Source organism: Sphaerotilus sp., from assembly GCF_031429695.1.
Taxonomy (GTDB): Bacteria; Pseudomonadota; Gammaproteobacteria; order Burkholderiales; family Burkholderiaceae_C; genus Sphaerotilus.
The window spans coordinates 1-15,983 of sequence record NZ_JANPAB010000047.1; the positions used below are offsets into that span (position 1 = coordinate 1).

A 15,983-nucleotide genomic window follows, 5' to 3' on the forward strand; every position below is an offset into this window, starting at 1 on the left:
ACGAACTGATCAATCAGCTCCTTCGGTATCGCCGGCATCGCCGCCACTGCGGCCAGCGCCGCCTTCGTCGTCTTCCTGCTTGGCATACATGCTCCTTCTTCTCATGCTATGCCTCGCACACAAAATCCCGGATAGGCTCCAGGGCGGCGGCCAGATGCAAGGCATCGGGGGTTTTCAGACCATGTTCGGCACGCAGATGGGTCGCCACATCAAAAACCGCCCGGTCCAACGCAGCCCACTGCAGGTCGGCGATCGCAAAAAAGCGCTCAAAGCGGTCAAGCAAGGGCGCATCGCGCTCACGCAGAGGCTTGATCCGGCATTCCAGACGGCACAGCTCCGACACCACCATCACAGGGGCCACGGCGGGCGCCGCCACCGCCATGCGCCGCAGCAAAACAGGGAAATACATCGGATGCTGCTCGACGAAGTAGATCGCCACACAGGCATCCAGATAGACCTTGGGGGCGGGATGACTCATGCCCCTGGCTCCCAAGCGTCGCGCTCGGCTTCGATCTGCCGGACGATGTCCTCCCGGCTGCGCTCGCTGGCCGGCTGTGTCTGCAACCAGGCCGCGAAATCGGCGACGGTGGCGAATCCCGACGACGACGCCTCGGTTGAAGGCGTCGCCAGGGTCGGCTCAGGATAGAGCACGATGACCTGCGCCGGCCCAGCCGGCACTTCGGGCGGCAGGTGCATCGTCAGGGTGTGCGACTCGGGAATGATCTGCTGGATCTGATAGGCACGCATGGTCATGGTCTCCGGACATTCAACTTCTCGATCATGCCGCCACCGTCCGCAGTGCGGCGATGGCAGCCTGCAATTCCTGCCAGCGATCCTTGTTGGAGGGACGACCCCAAGCTTTGGTCGCAGACTGCTCGATCAGGTCAGCAGTGGCCAACCGGCTGCGGGATTCGGTCCAGGCCAAGGCCAGCCGCAGGAAGGCCAGCCGCTCCTGGGCAAACGGACCACCAGGGTTGAACGCCACAGTACGCGCCTTGTCGAACGTCGTCTGGAACGCCGCCAACACCGGCTGCGCCTGTGCCCAAGCGCGGTCGTCCGGGTTCATGCGCTTTTCTGCCTCGCGCTGCGCCTCGATCTCCCGCTCGGCAGCGGCGCGGCGCCGGGCCGCTTCGCGTTGCGCACGGGCGGCGGGATCATCCGCCATCGCGCCATAGCCCACCGCCGTCTTGGCACCGAAGCCCAGCCACGCGAAGGCGTGCGCGAGCGCAGCGTTCAGCAGGACTTGCCAGCGCCGGTCCTGCGCCAGATCGGGAGCAATGCGCTGCAGAAACGGCACATCGCACTGCAGATGGAACACGAACCCCGACCGCGGCGGCACCGTCAGGAAGTTGATCGGGATGGGCGAGCCGGACTCGTGCGGGTTCTGGCCCTGCTGGTGGTAATGCGACTGGTGCGCCGTCATCACCTCGACCTGCAAGGCATCGCCGGCCAACTGCGGGATCACGTCCCAGCAGGTGAGCGCGCCGCGCTGCAGCCCATCCTCATCGTCGCAGACATGGCCAAACAGCGCATCAATGGCCGCGTCATCCCAGCCCTGCGCGTCGCCCCATGCGCCCGAGGCCAGCTCCCGCGCCGACTGCCGCAGCACGCCCTTGACGCCACTGCCCGCCAGATACGGCAGGCCATACGGGTTGAGGAACGCGAAGCCGTTTTCAAGCGGGTGCTCGTTGCCGAGGCCGGTCGTGAATGGCGCCACTGCCAGCGCCTCGGCGACCAGCAGGTTGCCTGCATCGATCAGCGGCAGCGCCAACGCGGACTGGCGTGTCTGCAGGGCGCGCATGGTGGCGACATCGGAGGGAGTGAGCTTGAGCGCCTGCCGAATCGCATCCACCTTGTTCTCGTGTGGCAGACGACGCTCGATTCGGTCCTGCCCACGGATCTCGTATTTGTAATCCTTGGTTTCCCAGACCAGTTCACCAGTGCGACGGTCCTCGCCCCACAGCGGCAGGTACATCCCGAAGCGCAGCCCCGGCGAGGCGGTCGAGAAATCACGGCCCAAGTAGTTCGGTACGGCAGCAATGGCCATCTCATGCCCCCTTCTGCGGGTTTTGCGTGGCGTGCGCCGCCGCGGCCATCTGCCGCGACCAGCGCAGCCAGGCGAAGGCTTCGGTGGTGATGTCCTGGAACACCTGCGGCTTGGCCTGCATCAGCTTTTCCATGAACGGCTTGAATTCGGCGCTCGAAAATTCCTTCGGAAACCGCTTCACCAGCCACTGGCGCAGGTGCAAGCCAAGGTCACGGCAATGGCGCTGCTTCTCCTTGGAACCCTTTTCCTCCAGGAAGGCCAGCACCTGCATCAACCCGCTGTTCATGATCAGCGCCGGCAGCCCCTTGGCGAGCTTCTGGTATTCGTCCCCGCAGTTCTGCGCACACTTCCATGCGTCGGCAGCGCGCAGTTGTTCGAGTGTCTGTGCCATGGTTTCAGCCCTCCACCACTTTGGCCATCACCAGCCCGCGACCCGTGGTGGCGTCCCCGCCGATCTGGATCAGGCGACCGTCGATCAGCGTCTTGAGCTTGAACATCACGTCCGCCGCCTCCAGCCGCTCGGCCTGCCCGCTGCGCGTGGCGCTGGCCATCAGCGGGGCCAGCAGCAGCGACTCGGGCGGCAGGTTCTCGGTGTAGAACAGCCCGCCGGACGAAGCTGTGCCCGTCTTCTCGTCGATGCGCACATGCGGCTCGACCAGCATCGCGTGCTCGCTGAAGTAGGCGAAATCGGTGTCGGACAGCACGACCAGGTCGTGCTTGAGCTTGTCGCGGAAGAAGGTGTAGGCGTCACCGGCCGGGATCGCCCTGGTCGCGATGTCAACCGACAGCTCAGGCAGCGACTTCGACATCTGGGCGGTGTACTCGAAGGCTTCGAGGTGGAGCTTGTCGCCGCCCGACAGCAGGTCCGGATTGGTCATCAGGCAATGCCCTTCAGCGACCACAGGAATCGTCCAGCGGGTCGGCACGCCGACCAGCGTCAGCAGCCGCTGCGCCCGTGCCAGCGCCTGCGGGCAGGTGGCGTACACGTAGCCACCACGCAGGCTACGCACCGGCAATGCAACGAGTTGCGCATCGCCGAAGCTCAGTGCCCCGGCGTGCAGATCACCGCTCTGCGACGGCGGGCCGAACAGGCGGTTGATCAGCGTCGGATCACCGCCGATCGCCTCGAAGCCATGACGCAACGCGCCCTTGATGCCCGAGCCGGCGAAGCTCGGGTGGCGGGTGTGGCGCTCGCGCTGGATCGGGTTGTCGATGACCCCGACCGCTGAGCCGGCGCCGACGTGGACGGGGCTGACGGCGTACAGAAAAACAGCAGCTTGTTGTTGAAACATGGTGGGTTGCTCTCTGAAAACGCGGCGCTCAATAGACCGCGCAGGTGAATCGGTTGAAGCCTTCGGCGCGACGTGCGGCATTGTCAAAGCCGCCGTGCCAAAGGCCGCGTTCGGCAAGCTTGCGAAGCGCCTCGGGTGTGGTGTCGAGTTCGTCGAGCCAGTAGACGCTGCCTGCCGGGGCGGCACGCTGGGCTGGCTTGGGTTGACGCCGCGCCAGATCCCAGCCGCTGATGGTCTCGGCACGCAGTACGGCAGCACAGACCAGCCTCGCCGTCAAACCGGGCAGTTCGACACGCTGCGTCACTTCGTCGAAACCAGGCAGCGCCCAGCCCTGCGCGAATAGCCCTGGCGTCGTCAGCACCAGCCGGCAGCGCCGCACCCGTGCCAGCGCCGCCCAGTCGGGCTGGCACGGCTGGTAGCCCTTGGCCGCGTCCAGCACCGCACCGCGCCCGTCGCCACCCAGCCGCAGCAACCCGGCCTCCGGCGGCTGTGCGCCGTGCACGCTAGCCAGGAAACCGACACCCGGCCGAAACGCCACTGCCTGCACGGTGAAGAGCTGCCCGTCAGCCGCCCGCCGAGTCTCGGCATCCAGCCCGACGCCGACACGCGGGTCGAGCCTCCACAGCGCATCGGTCTTGACGAACTGGTCCGCGCCCGGCGTCTTGCCCGAGAGATACGCCGCCCAGCCGGCTTGCGTCAGCCAGCGCCCGCCCACCGGCTTTGCGCGGTCGTCTTGCGGCAGCACCGGCCACTGCGCCAGCGGTGCGGAACTGAGCAACCCGGCCACAGGTGCCACAGGCTGGACTCGGCGCACGGTGAGGGTGTCCTGCGTGTTGCCCTCACCCAGCACGAGGTCGGCGGGCACCGGATGCAGCGTCTGCACCTTGCCTTCGGGCAGACGCTGTGCCACGTCGAACGCCGTCACCGCAAAATCGCCCGGCACCTGCGGGGTGCCCAACGTGGGATGCACGATCCGCCCTTCGGCAAACGCGGCCAGGTCGATCCCGGCATCGGCCAGCATCCGGGAGCGCAGCGCCCCGGCCGCCGTCGATGGCCAGGGCGGCACCAGGCTTTCGCCGTAGCTGCCCGGATCACCGAACAGCTTGTTGCCCCGCAGGAAGAGCACGTCCAGCGGCTCGATGAAACGGTGCGTCTCAGTCATCGTCATGTTCATGGCAGTCATCGGGTTCACGCTCCGCTGCGGGTGTCACGGGCCAGAAATTCGGCCACACCCATGAAGTTCGCCAGCCAGTCGAGGCGACTGCGCGAGACGGACTGCTTGTTGGCGTCCGGCTTGGATTTCGGTTTCGTCTCCGGGTGGGCTGCGTCATCGAAGGCCAGCGCGGCGAGCCGTCGGGCCAGACCAGGTACGTCGTGGGCTTCCTGGGCGGCCCGGTCGGACTGCCGATCAAGCTGGTAGGCCAGCAGCGAGGCCAGCATCTCGGGCCGGTCGTGCGGCAGATCCTTCAGCCAGTCCAGGCTGTTGTAGACCGCCCGGCGCGACACCCCCTCATGGCGCAGGAAGCCGCGCAGGTCGTGCAGCAGCGTCGCCGGTTCGCCCCATTTCGCCGTCACCGACAACGTGCCGCCGGAACGCTTGACCAGCGTCAGGCTGAAGGCGTCGCGCTCGCCCACTCCCTTGGCCCGCTGCTCGGCCGCCCGCAGCTCGCGCATCACGGCACCGAGCGGCGCCTGGTGGTGTGCGACCACGGCACCGCAACTGGCCGTGGCCTTGTCGCCCATCATGCGCAGCAGGCGCGGCCCCTGCCTGGTTTGCAGCAGCGCAAAGCCTTCGTGCAGCGTCAGCGCCTGCGAGCGATCACCCTGCTCGTGCTGCGGATCGTGTCCCGCGTAGGCCACGCGCAACCGCTGCATCGCCGGCAGCAGATCCGCCACCGGTAGCATCGCCAGCACGTCATCCCCGCCCGCGTAGATCAGCCGCCCCGGAAACTCCGTTTCGACCACATGCGGCACGACGTGCAGCGAGAAGTCGTTGAGTGCGCCGGAGATGGCGAGGTGGCGGTTCGGCGAGACGGCGCGTTTCTGCTCGACATACGCCTTGAGCAGCTTCTGGCTCTGTCGGCTCGCCTGCTGTTCGACGACCTTGCGCACCTGCGGGTGGAAGCTCTCGCCGTAGGTGATGGCGTACTCGTCGCCACCGGCCAGCCACGCGCCCATGCGGTCCCCGTCCATCAGCACGAGGCTGTAGTAGGTTTCCACGCGGTCATCGGCGCCGCTGCCCAGAGCGCCTTGCACCGCCTGGCGCAACGCCTTCGCCTGGGCCTCGTCATCGAGTTCAGCAGCCGCGTCGAGCAGTCCGGGCAGACGGCGCGCACGCTCCAGCGCCTGCGGCTGGCGGGCGTACTTGCGCATGATCTGACGCGGTAGCGCTACTGGACTGTCGCCGTGTTCGGCCAAGGCGCGGGTCAGTTCCGGCGTGGTCTTCGCGCCGTCGGCCAGCCAGCGGTCGATCTGGTGCGCCAGCGCCATCGTGTGCGTGGAGATGACGAAGCGGCGGGCGCTGTCGCAGTCACCCAGCACCTGCCCGACTTCCTCCGCGAAGATCGTAGGCCACAGGCGCTTGAGGGCGGGCAGCGCACCGAGGTGCTCGCCCTTGCGCGCCCAGGCGGGGCGACGGCGGGCGATCTCGGTCCAGAGGGTGCGCTGGGTCTTGCGCTGCGTGGCGGTCAGGTTGAGGTGCGCCGGGTCGGTGGTCAGCCACTCGGTTTCGCCGGTCAGCGAGCAGCGCCAGCCCGTCTGCTCGGTCTGCGCGAAGGGCCGCACCGACTTGGCCGCCGCCAGCACCCGCTCGGCCAGATCCTGCACCGCCGGGTAGAGCGCGCCGGGGTTCGGGGCAAAGAAGGTGGTGCGGTCGTCCCACTTCGTCTCCGCCTGCAGCACCTTCCAGACGGGGCTGTTCAGGAAACCCGCCGGCTGGCCGGGCTGCACGCCGAAGAACGGCGCCATCGCCTGCGAGAGTTGCGTAGTGTCGAGATCAGTCTGGCGCTCGGCATTGCGCGGCCGGATCAGCGAGAACGGCACCGCTGCCCAATGCACTTCGGGGAAGCCAGCCAGTTGCCCGCGCATCTGCTGGTGGCAGTGCTGGCGTTCGGCCTTATTCATGCCGGCCTCGACCAGCAGGCGGTCCACCACGGTGTCACCCAACTGCTTGAGCCAGCCGCGCACGGTGTCCTCGACCTGCCTGGCCAGCGCCGCAGCCTGGGCACGCGGCACCAGCGCGACGAAGCGGTTCGGCAGCGCGGCGGCGAACAGCGGGTTCGCGTCGGTGTTGTCCTCGGTCCAGGGCGCATCGGCGAACAGCTTGCCCGGCAGGCCGCACTCCTCGCGCAACCACACGTCCACCTGCGGCACACCACGCAGGCGCGGGAACAGGATCGCGTCCGGCCCGAGCGCCTCGCACACCGGCTTCATCGCCTCCCAGGCCAGCCGTGACAGCAGATGCGAGCCGGCCCACAGGTCCGAGGTCGTGCGCGCCGCCGCGATGAAGCTCTGCACCGGGCCAAGCGCCATCGTCAGCAGCGCCACCTCGCCGTCCGGATCACCCGCGAACGCGCCGGCAAACGCCGAGGTCAGATCAAGGTGGTCCCAGATGCTGTGGTCGGGCACGCGGGTGTCGGCGGGCAGCAGCGGCCAGAGCATGCCGAGCTTGCCGTTGTCCTCTTCCTCGCGCAGCTCCGGGCCGAAGCGCCAGTACGCCAGCAGCGTGCGTTGCCAGTCGGGCGTGCCGTCGCCCTGTCGCTGCACGAGGTCCGCAAAATGCTCGAAGCTGCGCGACTTCAGGTCGGTGAGGTCCGTATCGCCCAGGCCGCCGCTGCGCCCAAGGTCGAATTCCTTGGCCGTCAGCGGATGGATCAGCACCGGCTTGTTCGTCCAGCGCACCTGCGCGTGGTCGGCCACCTTGAGCGTGCGCTGCTCACCCTTGCGGGTGGTGATGGTGATCTCCTGCATCGGCCACTGCGGGCGGTCGGCGGCGGCGGCCCACCAGTCGGCGCGGCGCACGGTCTCGTAGATCGGCGCAGGGATGCCGTGGTGGAACAGCGCGGTGTGCAGCACATCGGCGTTGTCCGGGTCGAGGTTCGCCACGTCCAGCCGCTGGTAGCCCAGCAGGCGGTGCAGCGCACGGGAGGAGCCGCCTTCGTGGCCGGCAGGATCGCGCAGCAGCACCAGCGCCTTCTCGGCCGGGTCGTGGAGACGGGCGTGGAGCTTGGTCTGCCAGAAAGAGGTGTTGTCTTGGTCGGTCATGGGGCTCGATCAGGGTCGGAATCAGGCAGGGAGGCGCTTCAGGCGGGCCACGTCGTCGAGGTGGCTATGGACTTGTTCCCAGACGCGGGTGATGGCGACTGGCTGCGGCTGGAACTGCGCTGGCGGCAGGCAAGGCACATGAAAGACCACGCCCATCAATTTGCCATCCGGCGTGGCGCGGACCTTGAAGCGCAAGCTGTTGGGCAGGCGGGCGTTGTTGCCCCAGTCCCGCACGGCGTGGTTGGTGACGGGGTAGCTCAGCCAATGGCGGTCGTGGATGCGTCCGTCCGGTCGATCCTGCGGGAATTTGAATTGCGTGCGCAGGCCGATCTTGATTTCAGCCAGGCGGCGCATCACCGCCTTCCAGTCGGCCAGGACTTCGGTCTGCCAGATCAGCGGGCCTTTCGCATCAGCACCGATGGCGTGCGGCCAGTCCGTCTGCAGAGCATCGCGCCAGGGTAGCGTCAGGGCTTTGTCGAGACCCCCCTCGAAGGCCGGCGCACCGTCGCACGGCGTCAGGCCGAACGAACCCCAGCCGTTGCGGCTGCGGCCACCCAGGGTGCCGTAGTGCTGCAGGAGCCAGAAGGCGCGGTACAGGCGGTCCTTCTCTTCGGATGGGAAGGCGATGGACAGATCCGCTTTTTCGGCTGCCGCAATGGCGGCATTCACCTTCTCGCCAAACCGAGTCCCACCACGTCCGTCCAGTGGTCCGAAGCCAAGATAGGCGTGTGGTCCGACCTTGTACCCGGTTCTTTCGACCTCGCAGTGATGCACGGGAGGCTGTTCCAGGTTGTCCCACGACTTCAGCGTTCCAGCGGCCCAGGCACTCAGTCTGATCCGAACCAGGCTGCGGGTGGATTCCCCCTTGCCGTCAGCCGCTACGCCAAACAGTTGCCCTTCCGCCCGGCGCATGTCGGTCACATTGACGCCACGCGGCTGGTCAGCGGCATAAGCCACCCGCCACCACTGCCGGATCAACGCCTTGATCGGCGGCGTGCGCCACTGCCCCTGCTGCTCGGCGTTGCCGAGAAACGCAGGCGTGTTGAAGCTCAGCCGGTAGGCGAGCGTGGTGTGTCTGGTCGTCGTCATCGGACGATGTCTCCCGTGCAAAAAAGGTGGTCAGGCAGTGTCTGGGCGGCGCTGGCGCTGCCGAGGGTTTGGCAAGCTTGCCGGCGCGGCCCTGCGAATCTCGATGGCGCCAGGGCCGAGCGGGATGCGGTAACGCTTGTCGCGGTGGCGCCCGCCATCATCGAAGTACAGCCCGACCCGGCCGGCACCCAATGCCTGCGTCAATGCCTTGACCAACCGGGAGCGGTGCTGCGAGAAGTTGTCACCCGTACAGTCTTTGGACAACTGGGTCTCGACCGAATCCGGGACACCCGCCTGCCCGACCACGGCCGACAGGTCGCAGAGGAATTCCGCCGCCCACTCGGCGTCGTGCGATCCCTTGGTGGGCGCGGTCAGGGCGGCCTGCTGCGCGCGTGCGCGTTGACCCAGCACCGCCATCAGGGCGAATGACCACGGCGCCAGTTTCACGGTGACACCATCCGCCTCGATGCACCGCCGCTCCACATCCACCACCAGCCGCGCAGGCCCCAGCCGCGCATCGGCCGCCTGCACCACCGCCTGGAAGCCAGCCCGCTCCGCCAGCATCGCCGCCGGCAGCACCCCGCGCAGCCGCACGAACGGGATCTGCGCCAGACTGACCACCGCAGTGGCCGCATCCGCCAGCGAGCGCCCTCCCTCCACTTGAATCACCTTGGGGTATGGCGTCGGGTAATAGAACTCGAACGAGGACTCGAACGGCGCGCTCACCAGCACATGCGAGAGCCGGTCCTGGGCTCGGCCGAACAGCGACAGCGCATAGCCGGCGTAGTAGCCCATCGTCTTGCGTCCACCGGCGATCGAGACATGCAATGCACAGTCCGGATCGGCTGTGAGGTCACGCACCAGCGAGGTGATGGCATCGGCCATGCAGGCGTTGTCGTGGTCGCTTCGGATATCAGCCAGCGGTGTGCCTTGGGCATCGCATACCGCGTGAATCTGCGCTTCACCGAACAGCACGGGTGGCAAGGCGTAATCCCGGATCAGCTGGTGCAGCCCACCCGGCGATTCGGACAGGAGTGCCAGCTGGATGCGCCGCGCGCCTTCGCTGGTGGTCAGCGCGACGATTTCGGTCGGCAGGAATCTCTGCTCTGCCAGTTCGCCCACCGCCAGCGCGTACAGCGTCTCGGTGATGATCTGCGGGCTAAGCCCGGAGACCGTCAGCAGGACACGGCGCGGGTAGCAGGCCGGCCCAATGGCGCCGGCTACTTCACTGGTATCAGACATGTCTCCTCCCTGATGCAGCGCCGCGATTCACACAAGAATCGGGTCGCTTTAGGAGCGACAGCCTAGGGGAGACGCGGCCGTTGATCAGCTTCGGCAAGCTTGCGAAGCCGCCCTGCGGCGTGAACTATTCACGAGGACATTGCACGCTCACCGCCGCACCAGCCCGATCGCCAGCTCCCGCCATCCCCGTGGATGCGGCACCGCGGCATACGGCGGCGCCGGCCACTCGATGCACCCGACTGCCGCGCCGGGCCGCACCACCTGCATGGCCATCAGACACAGCCGCCCGCCCGGCCGCAGCCAGCGGTGCAACTGCGCGGCGTAGTCGGCCCAGTGGTCCGGGTGGATCGCGCACCAGCAGGTCTGCTCGAACACGGCGTCCAGCGGCTCGGACGGCTGCCATTGCAGGACATCCGCCTGCACCAGCGCCAGCACCTCGTGCCCGCTGCCACAGCCGGGCACCGCCGCGCGCTGGCCCACCGCGAGCGTGCCATCGGCCAGCCATGGCGCGATCTGCGGGCTGACGGCGCCGCGGTCCCAGGGAATGTCGTTCGCCTCGAACCGCTGCTGCCAGAAATCGACGCTCGGGCCGACCATGGTGGACGCCCTCAGCGCGGCTCGGCCGACTTGGCCAGCAGCGTGAAATGCTCGACCTGCGGCGGCTGCGCGAAGAACGGCCCGACGATGGCGCGCCACTCGGCGAAGGCCGGCGACTCGCGGAAGTCGATGGTGTGGTTCTCCAGCGTCTCCCACCAGATCATCAGCAGGTAGCGCTCGGGCGACTCCATGCCCTTGTTGACCTTGTAGCCAAAGAAGCCCTTGGCCTGGCTGATGACGGTCTCCACGCCGCGCTGGATGGCGGCGTCGAAATCGGCCTGGCGGCCGGGGTGGATGCGGATGTCGGCGAGTTCGAGGATCACGGTGCTGTCTCCGGAAAAGCGGTGCCTGCATCGTAGCCGGAGCCGGGGGGCCATGGCCTGCACGCCGGGGATGGGCACCGCGGCGGCAGCCTTCCACACTCGGGAGGAGACCACCCCGCCCACCGCCCGGAGCTGCCCGATGAACACCCTGCCCGACCTGTATGCCTACCTGTTGCTGGCCGCCCTGCCGATCGCGGCGATGGCAATGGCCTACGGGCTGTCGCGCCGCCTCGGTCGCCAGGCCCGCAGACCTGCGCCCTTCCACCCGATCCGGGGCCCGCTGACCGGCAGCCCCGGGATGGTGGCGCGGCGCGGCGGATTTCACACTGGCCGGCATGCACACGCCCCGCTTGCTCGCCGTCTGGTCCCTGCTGTGCCTGCTGGTCGGCGGGTCGGGCGTGGCCCGGGCTGCGTCGGCCGCTGACCAGCCGGACTGGACAACGGTCGCCGCCGAGCTGGTCCGGCGCCCTGAATTCGCGGCCCTGCCCCTGCAGATCGCAGCCGGCCCCGGCCGCACGCCCGCGGCGATGCAAGTCAGTGCCGGCCGCTGCGTGCTGCGCCTGCACACACACGGCAACCCGGTCGCCACGGTGCTGCAACGCCAGGCGGCACCCGAGGACGGCCAGCTGTGGATGCAGGCCATCCTCGTCCACGAGATCGCGCACTGCTGGCGCTGGCAGGGCCAGGACGCGGCGCTGCAGCAATTCGCCGCACTGATCGACACCGCCGGCCGCGACGCCCGCCGGCTTGGCGAGGTCCACCAACGCCTGCGCGACGAGGAAACCTTCGCCGACGTCGCCGCGCTGGCCTGGGTGGCGCAAATCGCGCCAGACCGGCTGGACGCCATGGTCGGCGCCTTCCAGCGCCTGCGTGGCAACGCCACGCTGTCGGCCGGCGCACACGACACCCGCCCCGCGCTGGACCGGGTGCAGCGCGAAGGGTTCGCGGCCGGCTTGTCGCCCTTCGACACCGCACGCGTGCTGCTGGCCGACACGGGCCGGTGACGCAGAGGGGCTCGCCTAGAATCCTTCGATGGCCATCCGCTCCACCGTCCACAAAGCCGAGCTGTCGATCGCCGACATCGACCGCTACTACTACGCCGACCACGCCCTCACGCTGGCCCGGCACCCTTCCGAAACCGAAGAACGTCTGATGGTGCGCATCGTCGCTTTCGCGATGCACGCGCACGAGCGGCTGTTGCCGGCGAGAGGACTCTCCACCGATGACGAACCGGATTTCTGGCGCTGCGACGACACCGGCTCCATCCAGCAGTGGATCGAGGTCGGCCTGCCCGACGAGCGGATGCTGCGCAAGGCCAGCGGGCGCTCGGACGAGGTGGTCCTGTTCACCTACGGCGGACGCAAGGCCGAGGTCTGGCGCACCGAGAATGCCGCGGCGCTGACCAAGCTGCGCAAGCTCACCATGTGGTTCATCACCGAGGCCGATTCCGAAGCGCTGCAGACGCTGGTCGAGCGGACGATGCGGCTGGGCGTGACGATCCAGGATGGGCACCTGCTGTTTGCCGGAGAGAAGGGCAGCGTCGAGGTGACGCCGGTGCTCTGGCAAGGCGACAAGGCGGCCTGATCGGGCGCGATCGGCGGCCCTGCCGCGCGACCGTCAGCTGCTCAGTTCGGTGAGGAAAACAGCTGCCGCTCTGCCTCGATCTGGGCGCGCAAGGTTGTCATGGCCGATGCCGTGCGCGGGGCTGGCGGCAGCAGGTCCAGCGCGGCGGAGGCTTCGGCCAGGGACGCCAGGGCCTGTGCAGGCAGGTCCGCCTGGCGCTCGATCTGGGCACGCCACAGCAGCAGGCCTTCCTTGCGCGGGCTGGATTGCAGCAGGGTGGCCAGACGGGCCAAGGCTTCGGGCCAGTGGCGCTGACCCTGTTCGATTTCCACCGCCCGCCGCTGCAGCACCACCAGCGGCCCCAGGCGCTGCATGCCTGCGTCCAGGGCACGCAGGCCCATGGCAACATCCCCCGCACGGGTGGCATCACCCGCCCAGTCGAGGTAATCGCCCACCTCCGCTGCGTCCAGGACCGCCAGCCGCGCGGCCTGCAGGGCAGCAGCCTCCGCGTATCGCCCCAGCGCGCTGAGCGCCTGTGCGCGCAGGCGCAGACCCACCGCATCGGATGCATCGGGCTGCGATGCGGCGTCCGATGCCGGGTCCAGCACGGCCAGCGCATCGGCGGGCCGCCCTTGGTCCAGCCGCAGGCGGGCCAGCGGCAGGCGCCAGGTCTTCGCATCGGGCGTCAGTTCGCGCACACGGGCCAAGTCACTTTCGGCTTCGGCCCACTGGTGGTGACTGCGGAACAGATCGGCGCGCCGCAGCCACCACGCGACCTTGTCCGGCTCGGCCGCGATGCGCTGGTTCAGCATGGCGATGCGCGCATGTGTGTCGCCATGCGCGTGCGCCCCGCTGGCGTGCAGCGCAACGGCGACCAGCCATGCACCAGACAGTCCGATCCCTGCTCCTGCACGTCTCATGGCTGGCCCAGCAGTTCGAGATCGAACCGGACATCGCTGGAGGTCGGGTTCGCCTGGTGCACTTCCACTGCGATCACGTTCGTGCCATTGAGCAGCAGGGTCGTCGGCAGGGTGTAGCTGTAATAGGTCGTCTCCGCTGCACCACTGAGCGCAAGGGACGCCCGGACGCTGGGGGTCACGGCACCTGTCGGCATGTTGCTGCGCGCGAGTTCCACCCCATTGAGGTACACCACGGCACCGTCATCGCGCAGCAGGTTCAGCAGCAGCTTCGTGAACCGGGTGCGGTCCGCCACCTGGAAGCTGCGGCGGAAGTAGCTGGTGATGTACTTGTTGGTGGCGCTGGGGCCATAGGGAATCACCGTGGCGATGTCGGCGGCTCCGTAGCCCAGCAGCGCGTTGCCCGCCGGCCAGGTGCTGTCGTTGACCGTCGGCAACGCCCAGCCGCTGGCCAGCCCCGTGCTGCCGGTGTAGTACTTCCAGCTGCTGCCCTTGGTCACCAGCGGCGTGGCGGACGTACCCGCCAGGACGCTGATGCCCACCGTGGCGCTGCTGGTGGCAGCACCCAGGTTGTCCACGGCGCGTGCGCCCAGCGTGTAGCTGCCCGCCGGGACGTTGCTCCAGGTCAGGGTGTAGGGCGAGGCCGTGCTGCTCCCCAGCAGGGTCGATCCGTTGTAGTACTCGACCCGGACCACGCTGCCATCGGCGTCTGCTGCACTGGCGCCGAGCGTGAGGGTGGCCGGCGCCGTGAACGTCGCGCCCGCTGTCGGCGAGGCCATGGTGACCGTGGGCGGCTGGTTGGTGGGAGTGGGGGTGCCGCTGCCCTTGATCATGGTGAAGCTGTCGCGCACGGCCCCGGTGTCCGACAGGAACGTGGCGTTCATCTGCGCGCCGTCGATGTCCAGCACCATCGAGCCAGCGACGGACAACGAGATGAACATCGCCGGGTGGTTGAGCGGACCGGTGTCCGCACCGCCCGAGCTGCCCACCACCGAGTACACCGCCCCCTGGTGCGGCACCGAGCCCAGCGGCTTGCGGTAGGCGCCGGTCTCGGCGGGGCGGCCACTGCCACCGTTCTTCTTCATCGCCGTGGTCAGCGTGGACGACAAGCCGTAGTGCGAATCGATCAGGTAGCTGCGCTCGTAGACATGGCTGTGGCCGGACAGCACGAGGTCGACGCCATAGGCCTCCAGGATCGGCAGCACATTGGTGCGCATCTCGATGAGGGGTGTGTCGATGTCCGAATCGGCCGGGCCCTTGCTGTAGGGCGGGTGGTGCCAGTAGGCGATGGTCCAGGCCTTGGTGTTGGCGGCCAGATCGGACTGCAGCCAGGTCAGCATCGCGCTGCCCGGCGCACGCGACGAGGTCATCGAGTCCAGGCAGATGAAATGGATGTTGCCGAAATCGAAGGCGTAGTAGCTCTTGGTCCCCGAAGCCACGCCGCCCGCCTGCCCCTGGGTGGGGAAGCTGAAGACGTTGAAGTACGGCAGGCTGGACGAGACCGTGGTCGCACCGGCGGTATCGTGGTTGCCGATGGTCGGCCAGGTCACGCTCTTGCGCAGCATCCCCTGGTAGACATCGAACATGCGGCTCTGGTATTCGGCGTCCGTTCCGGTTTCGTAGACGTTGTCACCCAGTTGCAGCCACAGGTCGGTGTGGCGCGTGCCGGTGTAGGCCTCGTAGGCATTGCGAACGGCGGTCTGGGCCGTGTTGCCGGTGCCCGCGTCGCCGATGACCCAGACGCGGGTGGAGCGGCCGGTGCCCGAGGGGGGCGATGTCATGAAGTACTGGGTATCACTGGCCGCGGCCAGCGTGGCGGCGCTCGTGCCCACGCTGTAGTAGTAGCGCGTGTTGGCGGCCAGCCCGCTGAGGTTGACCGCGTGTTCCATGGTGCCGGTCGTGGCTTCGACGGCCACGCTGGTGAGCGCCGTCAAGGCGGTGCCGTAGCGCACCACGCCGTCCGAGGCCGCATTGGTGCGCCAGCGGAGCTGCACGCCGCCGGGAGTGCCGATTTGCAGGTACGGCCCGCGCGTGATCGCCACCGAACCGGCGGCGGTGCCCTGCAGCTCCAGGTCGAAGCTCAAGTCGCTGCTGTCGCCGCCCACCTGGTGCACCTCGGCGGCCAGCACATTGGTGCCGGTGACCAGCGCGGCCGTGCTCAGCGTGGCGGTCTGCCAGGTGGCGCCATCGTCGTCGGCCGCACCGGACGCCAGCGTGCTGTAGAGCGGCGTGCCAGCAGGCATGTTGCTGCGCCACACCTCCACCCCGTTCAGGTACAGCACGATGCCGTCGTCCCGCTTGACACGCAGGGGCAAGGCACTGATTGCACCGGCGTTGGTCACCTGGAAGCTGCGCCGGAAATAGCTGGTGATGTACTTCGCCGTGCTGCTGGGGCCGTAGCCGATCACGGTGGTTTCGTCGCCGTCGCCGTAGCCGAGCTGGGCTGCGCCCGACTTCCACGCGCTGTCGTCGTAGGACGGCGCACGCCAGACCGTACCCTGGTCCGTGCCGTTGTCGAGGTATTTCCAGGACGACCCGGCAGGCACCAGCATCGTCTGTGCGTGGAGCGGCGCGACGAGCAGCCACAAGACAAGGAACAGCAATCGACCAAACATCAAGCGACTCCCCGCACAACAAGTGCAGAAAGTCT

At 68.1% G+C, this 15,983-nt stretch carries 16 protein-coding genes; 3 read left to right on the plus strand and 13 right to left on the minus strand.

The features are described from left to right. Positions 1–106: 106 nt before the first annotated feature. The 11 genes from RMP06_RS08060 to RMP06_RS08110 all read right to left on the minus strand — a co-directional run bounded on the left by RMP06_RS08060 (position 107) and on the right by RMP06_RS08110 (position 10,853). On the minus strand, positions 107–478 hold the full coding sequence (locus RMP06_RS08060) for a type II toxin-antitoxin system VapC family toxin (RefSeq protein ID WP_310461254.1): 372 nt from the start codon (positions 476–478) through the stop codon (positions 107–109). Then, positions 475–747, minus strand: coding sequence for a hypothetical protein (locus tag RMP06_RS08065; RefSeq protein WP_310461255.1), 273 nt, complete (start codon positions 745–747; stop codon positions 475–477). The genes RMP06_RS08060 and RMP06_RS08065 overlap by 4 nt, the downstream gene beginning before the upstream one ends. A 31-nt stretch (positions 748–778) precedes the next feature. Next, on the minus strand, positions 779–2,047 hold the full coding sequence (cmr6, locus tag RMP06_RS08070) for a type III-B CRISPR module RAMP protein Cmr6 (protein WP_310461256.1): 1,269 nt from the start codon (positions 2,045–2,047) through the stop codon (positions 779–781). Between the two features lies 1 nt (position 2,048). After that, complete coding sequence (gene cmr5 / locus RMP06_RS08075) at positions 2,049–2,438, minus strand: type III-B CRISPR module-associated protein Cmr5 (protein ID WP_310461257.1); 390 nt, start codon at positions 2,436–2,438, stop codon at positions 2,049–2,051. Positions 2,439–2,442: 4 nt separating this feature from the next. Beyond that, on the minus strand, positions 2,443–3,339 hold the full coding sequence (cmr4, locus tag RMP06_RS08080) for a type III-B CRISPR module RAMP protein Cmr4 (RefSeq protein ID WP_310461258.1): 897 nt from the start codon (positions 3,337–3,339) through the stop codon (positions 2,443–2,445). 28 nt (positions 3,340–3,367) lie between these two features. Then, positions 3,368–4,522 (minus strand): type III-B CRISPR module-associated protein Cmr3, encoded by a 1,155-nt coding sequence (locus RMP06_RS08085; RefSeq protein ID WP_310461259.1) that lies wholly within the window; start codon positions 4,520–4,522, stop codon positions 3,368–3,370. A gap of 5 nt (positions 4,523–4,527) precedes the next feature. Continuing rightward, positions 4,528–7,602 carry a type III-B CRISPR-associated protein Cas10/Cmr2 gene (gene cas10, locus RMP06_RS08090; protein ID WP_310461260.1) on the minus strand — a complete coding sequence of 1,025 codons (3,075 nt, stop codon included), beginning with the start codon at positions 7,600–7,602 and terminating at the stop codon, positions 4,528–4,530. A 21-nt stretch (positions 7,603–7,623) separates the two neighbouring features. Continuing rightward, positions 7,624–8,691, minus strand: a complete 1,068-nt coding sequence (locus RMP06_RS08095; RefSeq protein WP_310461261.1) for an RAMP superfamily CRISPR-associated protein — start codon at positions 8,689–8,691, stop codon at positions 7,624–7,626. A gap of 30 nt (positions 8,692–8,721) precedes the next feature. Continuing rightward, entirely contained in the window at positions 8,722–9,933 is a 1,212-nt protein-coding gene (gene csm6 / locus RMP06_RS08100) for a CRISPR-associated ring nuclease Csm6 (protein ID WP_310461262.1), read from the minus strand. A 147-nt stretch (positions 9,934–10,080) separates the two neighbouring features. Beyond that, positions 10,081–10,530, minus strand: coding sequence for a class I SAM-dependent methyltransferase (locus RMP06_RS08105; RefSeq protein ID WP_310461263.1), 450 nt, complete (start codon positions 10,528–10,530; stop codon positions 10,081–10,083). 11 nt (positions 10,531–10,541) lie between these two features. Next, the gene (locus RMP06_RS08110; RefSeq protein WP_310461264.1) at positions 10,542–10,853 is read right to left on the minus strand and encodes an antibiotic biosynthesis monooxygenase family protein; all 312 of its coding nucleotides are present in this window, start codon (positions 10,851–10,853) and stop codon (positions 10,542–10,544) included. Positions 10,854–10,992: 139 nt separating this feature from the next. Here RMP06_RS08110 and RMP06_RS08115 point away from each other — a divergent pair, with 139 nt between their 5' ends. The 3 genes from RMP06_RS08115 to RMP06_RS08125 are packed head-to-tail and all read left to right on the plus strand — an operon-like array spanning position 10,993 to position 12,437. Then, positions 10,993–11,277: a hypothetical protein gene (locus tag RMP06_RS08115; RefSeq protein WP_310461265.1), complete on the plus strand. Its 285-nt coding sequence runs from the start codon at positions 10,993–10,995 to the stop codon at positions 11,275–11,277. Next, positions 11,189–11,857, plus strand: coding sequence for a hypothetical protein (locus RMP06_RS08120; RefSeq protein ID WP_310461266.1), 669 nt, complete (start codon positions 11,189–11,191; stop codon positions 11,855–11,857). The genes RMP06_RS08115 and RMP06_RS08120 overlap by 89 nt, the downstream gene beginning before the upstream one ends. 28 nt (positions 11,858–11,885) lie before the next feature. Next, the gene (locus RMP06_RS08125) at positions 11,886–12,437 is read left to right on the plus strand and encodes a YaeQ family protein (RefSeq protein WP_310461267.1); all 552 of its coding nucleotides are present in this window, start codon (positions 11,886–11,888) and stop codon (positions 12,435–12,437) included. A gap of 41 nt (positions 12,438–12,478) precedes the next feature. On the opposite strand, the gene RMP06_RS08130 is transcribed toward RMP06_RS08125, so the two are convergent. Together RMP06_RS08130 and RMP06_RS08135 are read right to left on the minus strand one after the other, a co-directional pair. Next, on the minus strand, positions 12,479–13,336 hold the full coding sequence (locus RMP06_RS08130) for a tetratricopeptide repeat protein (protein ID WP_310461268.1): 858 nt from the start codon (positions 13,334–13,336) through the stop codon (positions 12,479–12,481). After that, positions 13,333–15,948, minus strand: a complete 2,616-nt coding sequence (locus RMP06_RS08135) for an Ig-like domain-containing protein (protein WP_310461269.1) — start codon at positions 15,946–15,948, stop codon at positions 13,333–13,335. The genes RMP06_RS08130 and RMP06_RS08135 overlap by 4 nt, the downstream gene beginning before the upstream one ends. Positions 15,949–15,983: the final 35 nt, after the last annotated feature.

What these genes read in the sequence shown, in the direction of transcription:
- RMP06_RS08095 (WP_310461261.1), bottom strand. Translation starts at nt 8,691, where the DNA reads ATGACGACGACCAGACACACCACGCTCGCCTACCGGCTGAGCTTCAAC.
- RMP06_RS08115 (WP_310461265.1), top strand. Translation starts at nt 10,993, where the DNA reads ATGAACACCCTGCCCGACCTGTATGCCTACCTGTTGCTGGCCGCCCTG.
- RMP06_RS08105 (WP_310461263.1), bottom strand. Translation starts at nt 10,530, where the DNA reads ATGGTCGGCCCGAGCGTCGATTTCTGGCAGCAGCGGTTCGAGGCGAAC.
- cmr5 (WP_310461257.1), bottom strand. Translation starts at nt 2,438, where the DNA reads ATGGCACAGACACTCGAACAACTGCGCGCTGCCGACGCATGGAAGTGT.
- RMP06_RS08060 (WP_310461254.1), bottom strand. Translation starts at nt 478, where the DNA reads ATGAGTCATCCCGCCCCCAAGGTCTATCTGGATGCCTGTGTGGCGATC.
- cas10 (WP_310461260.1), bottom strand. Translation starts at nt 7,602, where the DNA reads ATGACCGACCAAGACAACACCTCTTTCTGGCAGACCAAGCTCCACGCC.
- cmr6 (WP_310461256.1), bottom strand. Translation starts at nt 2,047, where the DNA reads ATGGCCATTGCTGCCGTACCGAACTACTTGGGCCGTGATTTCTCGACC.
- RMP06_RS08125 (WP_310461267.1), top strand. Translation starts at nt 11,886, where the DNA reads ATGGCCATCCGCTCCACCGTCCACAAAGCCGAGCTGTCGATCGCCGAC.
- cmr4 (WP_310461258.1), bottom strand. Translation starts at nt 3,339, where the DNA reads ATGTTTCAACAACAAGCTGCTGTTTTTCTGTACGCCGTCAGCCCCGTC.
- RMP06_RS08120 (WP_310461266.1), top strand. Translation starts at nt 11,189, where the DNA reads ATGCACACGCCCCGCTTGCTCGCCGTCTGGTCCCTGCTGTGCCTGCTG.
- RMP06_RS08065 (WP_310461255.1), bottom strand. Translation starts at nt 747, where the DNA reads ATGCGTGCCTATCAGATCCAGCAGATCATTCCCGAGTCGCACACCCTG.
- csm6 (WP_310461262.1), bottom strand. Translation starts at nt 9,933, where the DNA reads ATGTCTGATACCAGTGAAGTAGCCGGCGCCATTGGGCCGGCCTGCTAC.
- RMP06_RS08130 (WP_310461268.1), bottom strand. Translation starts at nt 13,336, where the DNA reads ATGAGACGTGCAGGAGCAGGGATCGGACTGTCTGGTGCATGGCTGGTC.
- RMP06_RS08085 (WP_310461259.1), bottom strand. Translation starts at nt 4,522, where the DNA reads ATGACTGCCATGAACATGACGATGACTGAGACGCACCGTTTCATCGAG.
- RMP06_RS08135 (WP_310461269.1), bottom strand. Translation starts at nt 15,948, where the DNA reads ATGTTTGGTCGATTGCTGTTCCTTGTCTTGTGGCTGCTCGTCGCGCCG.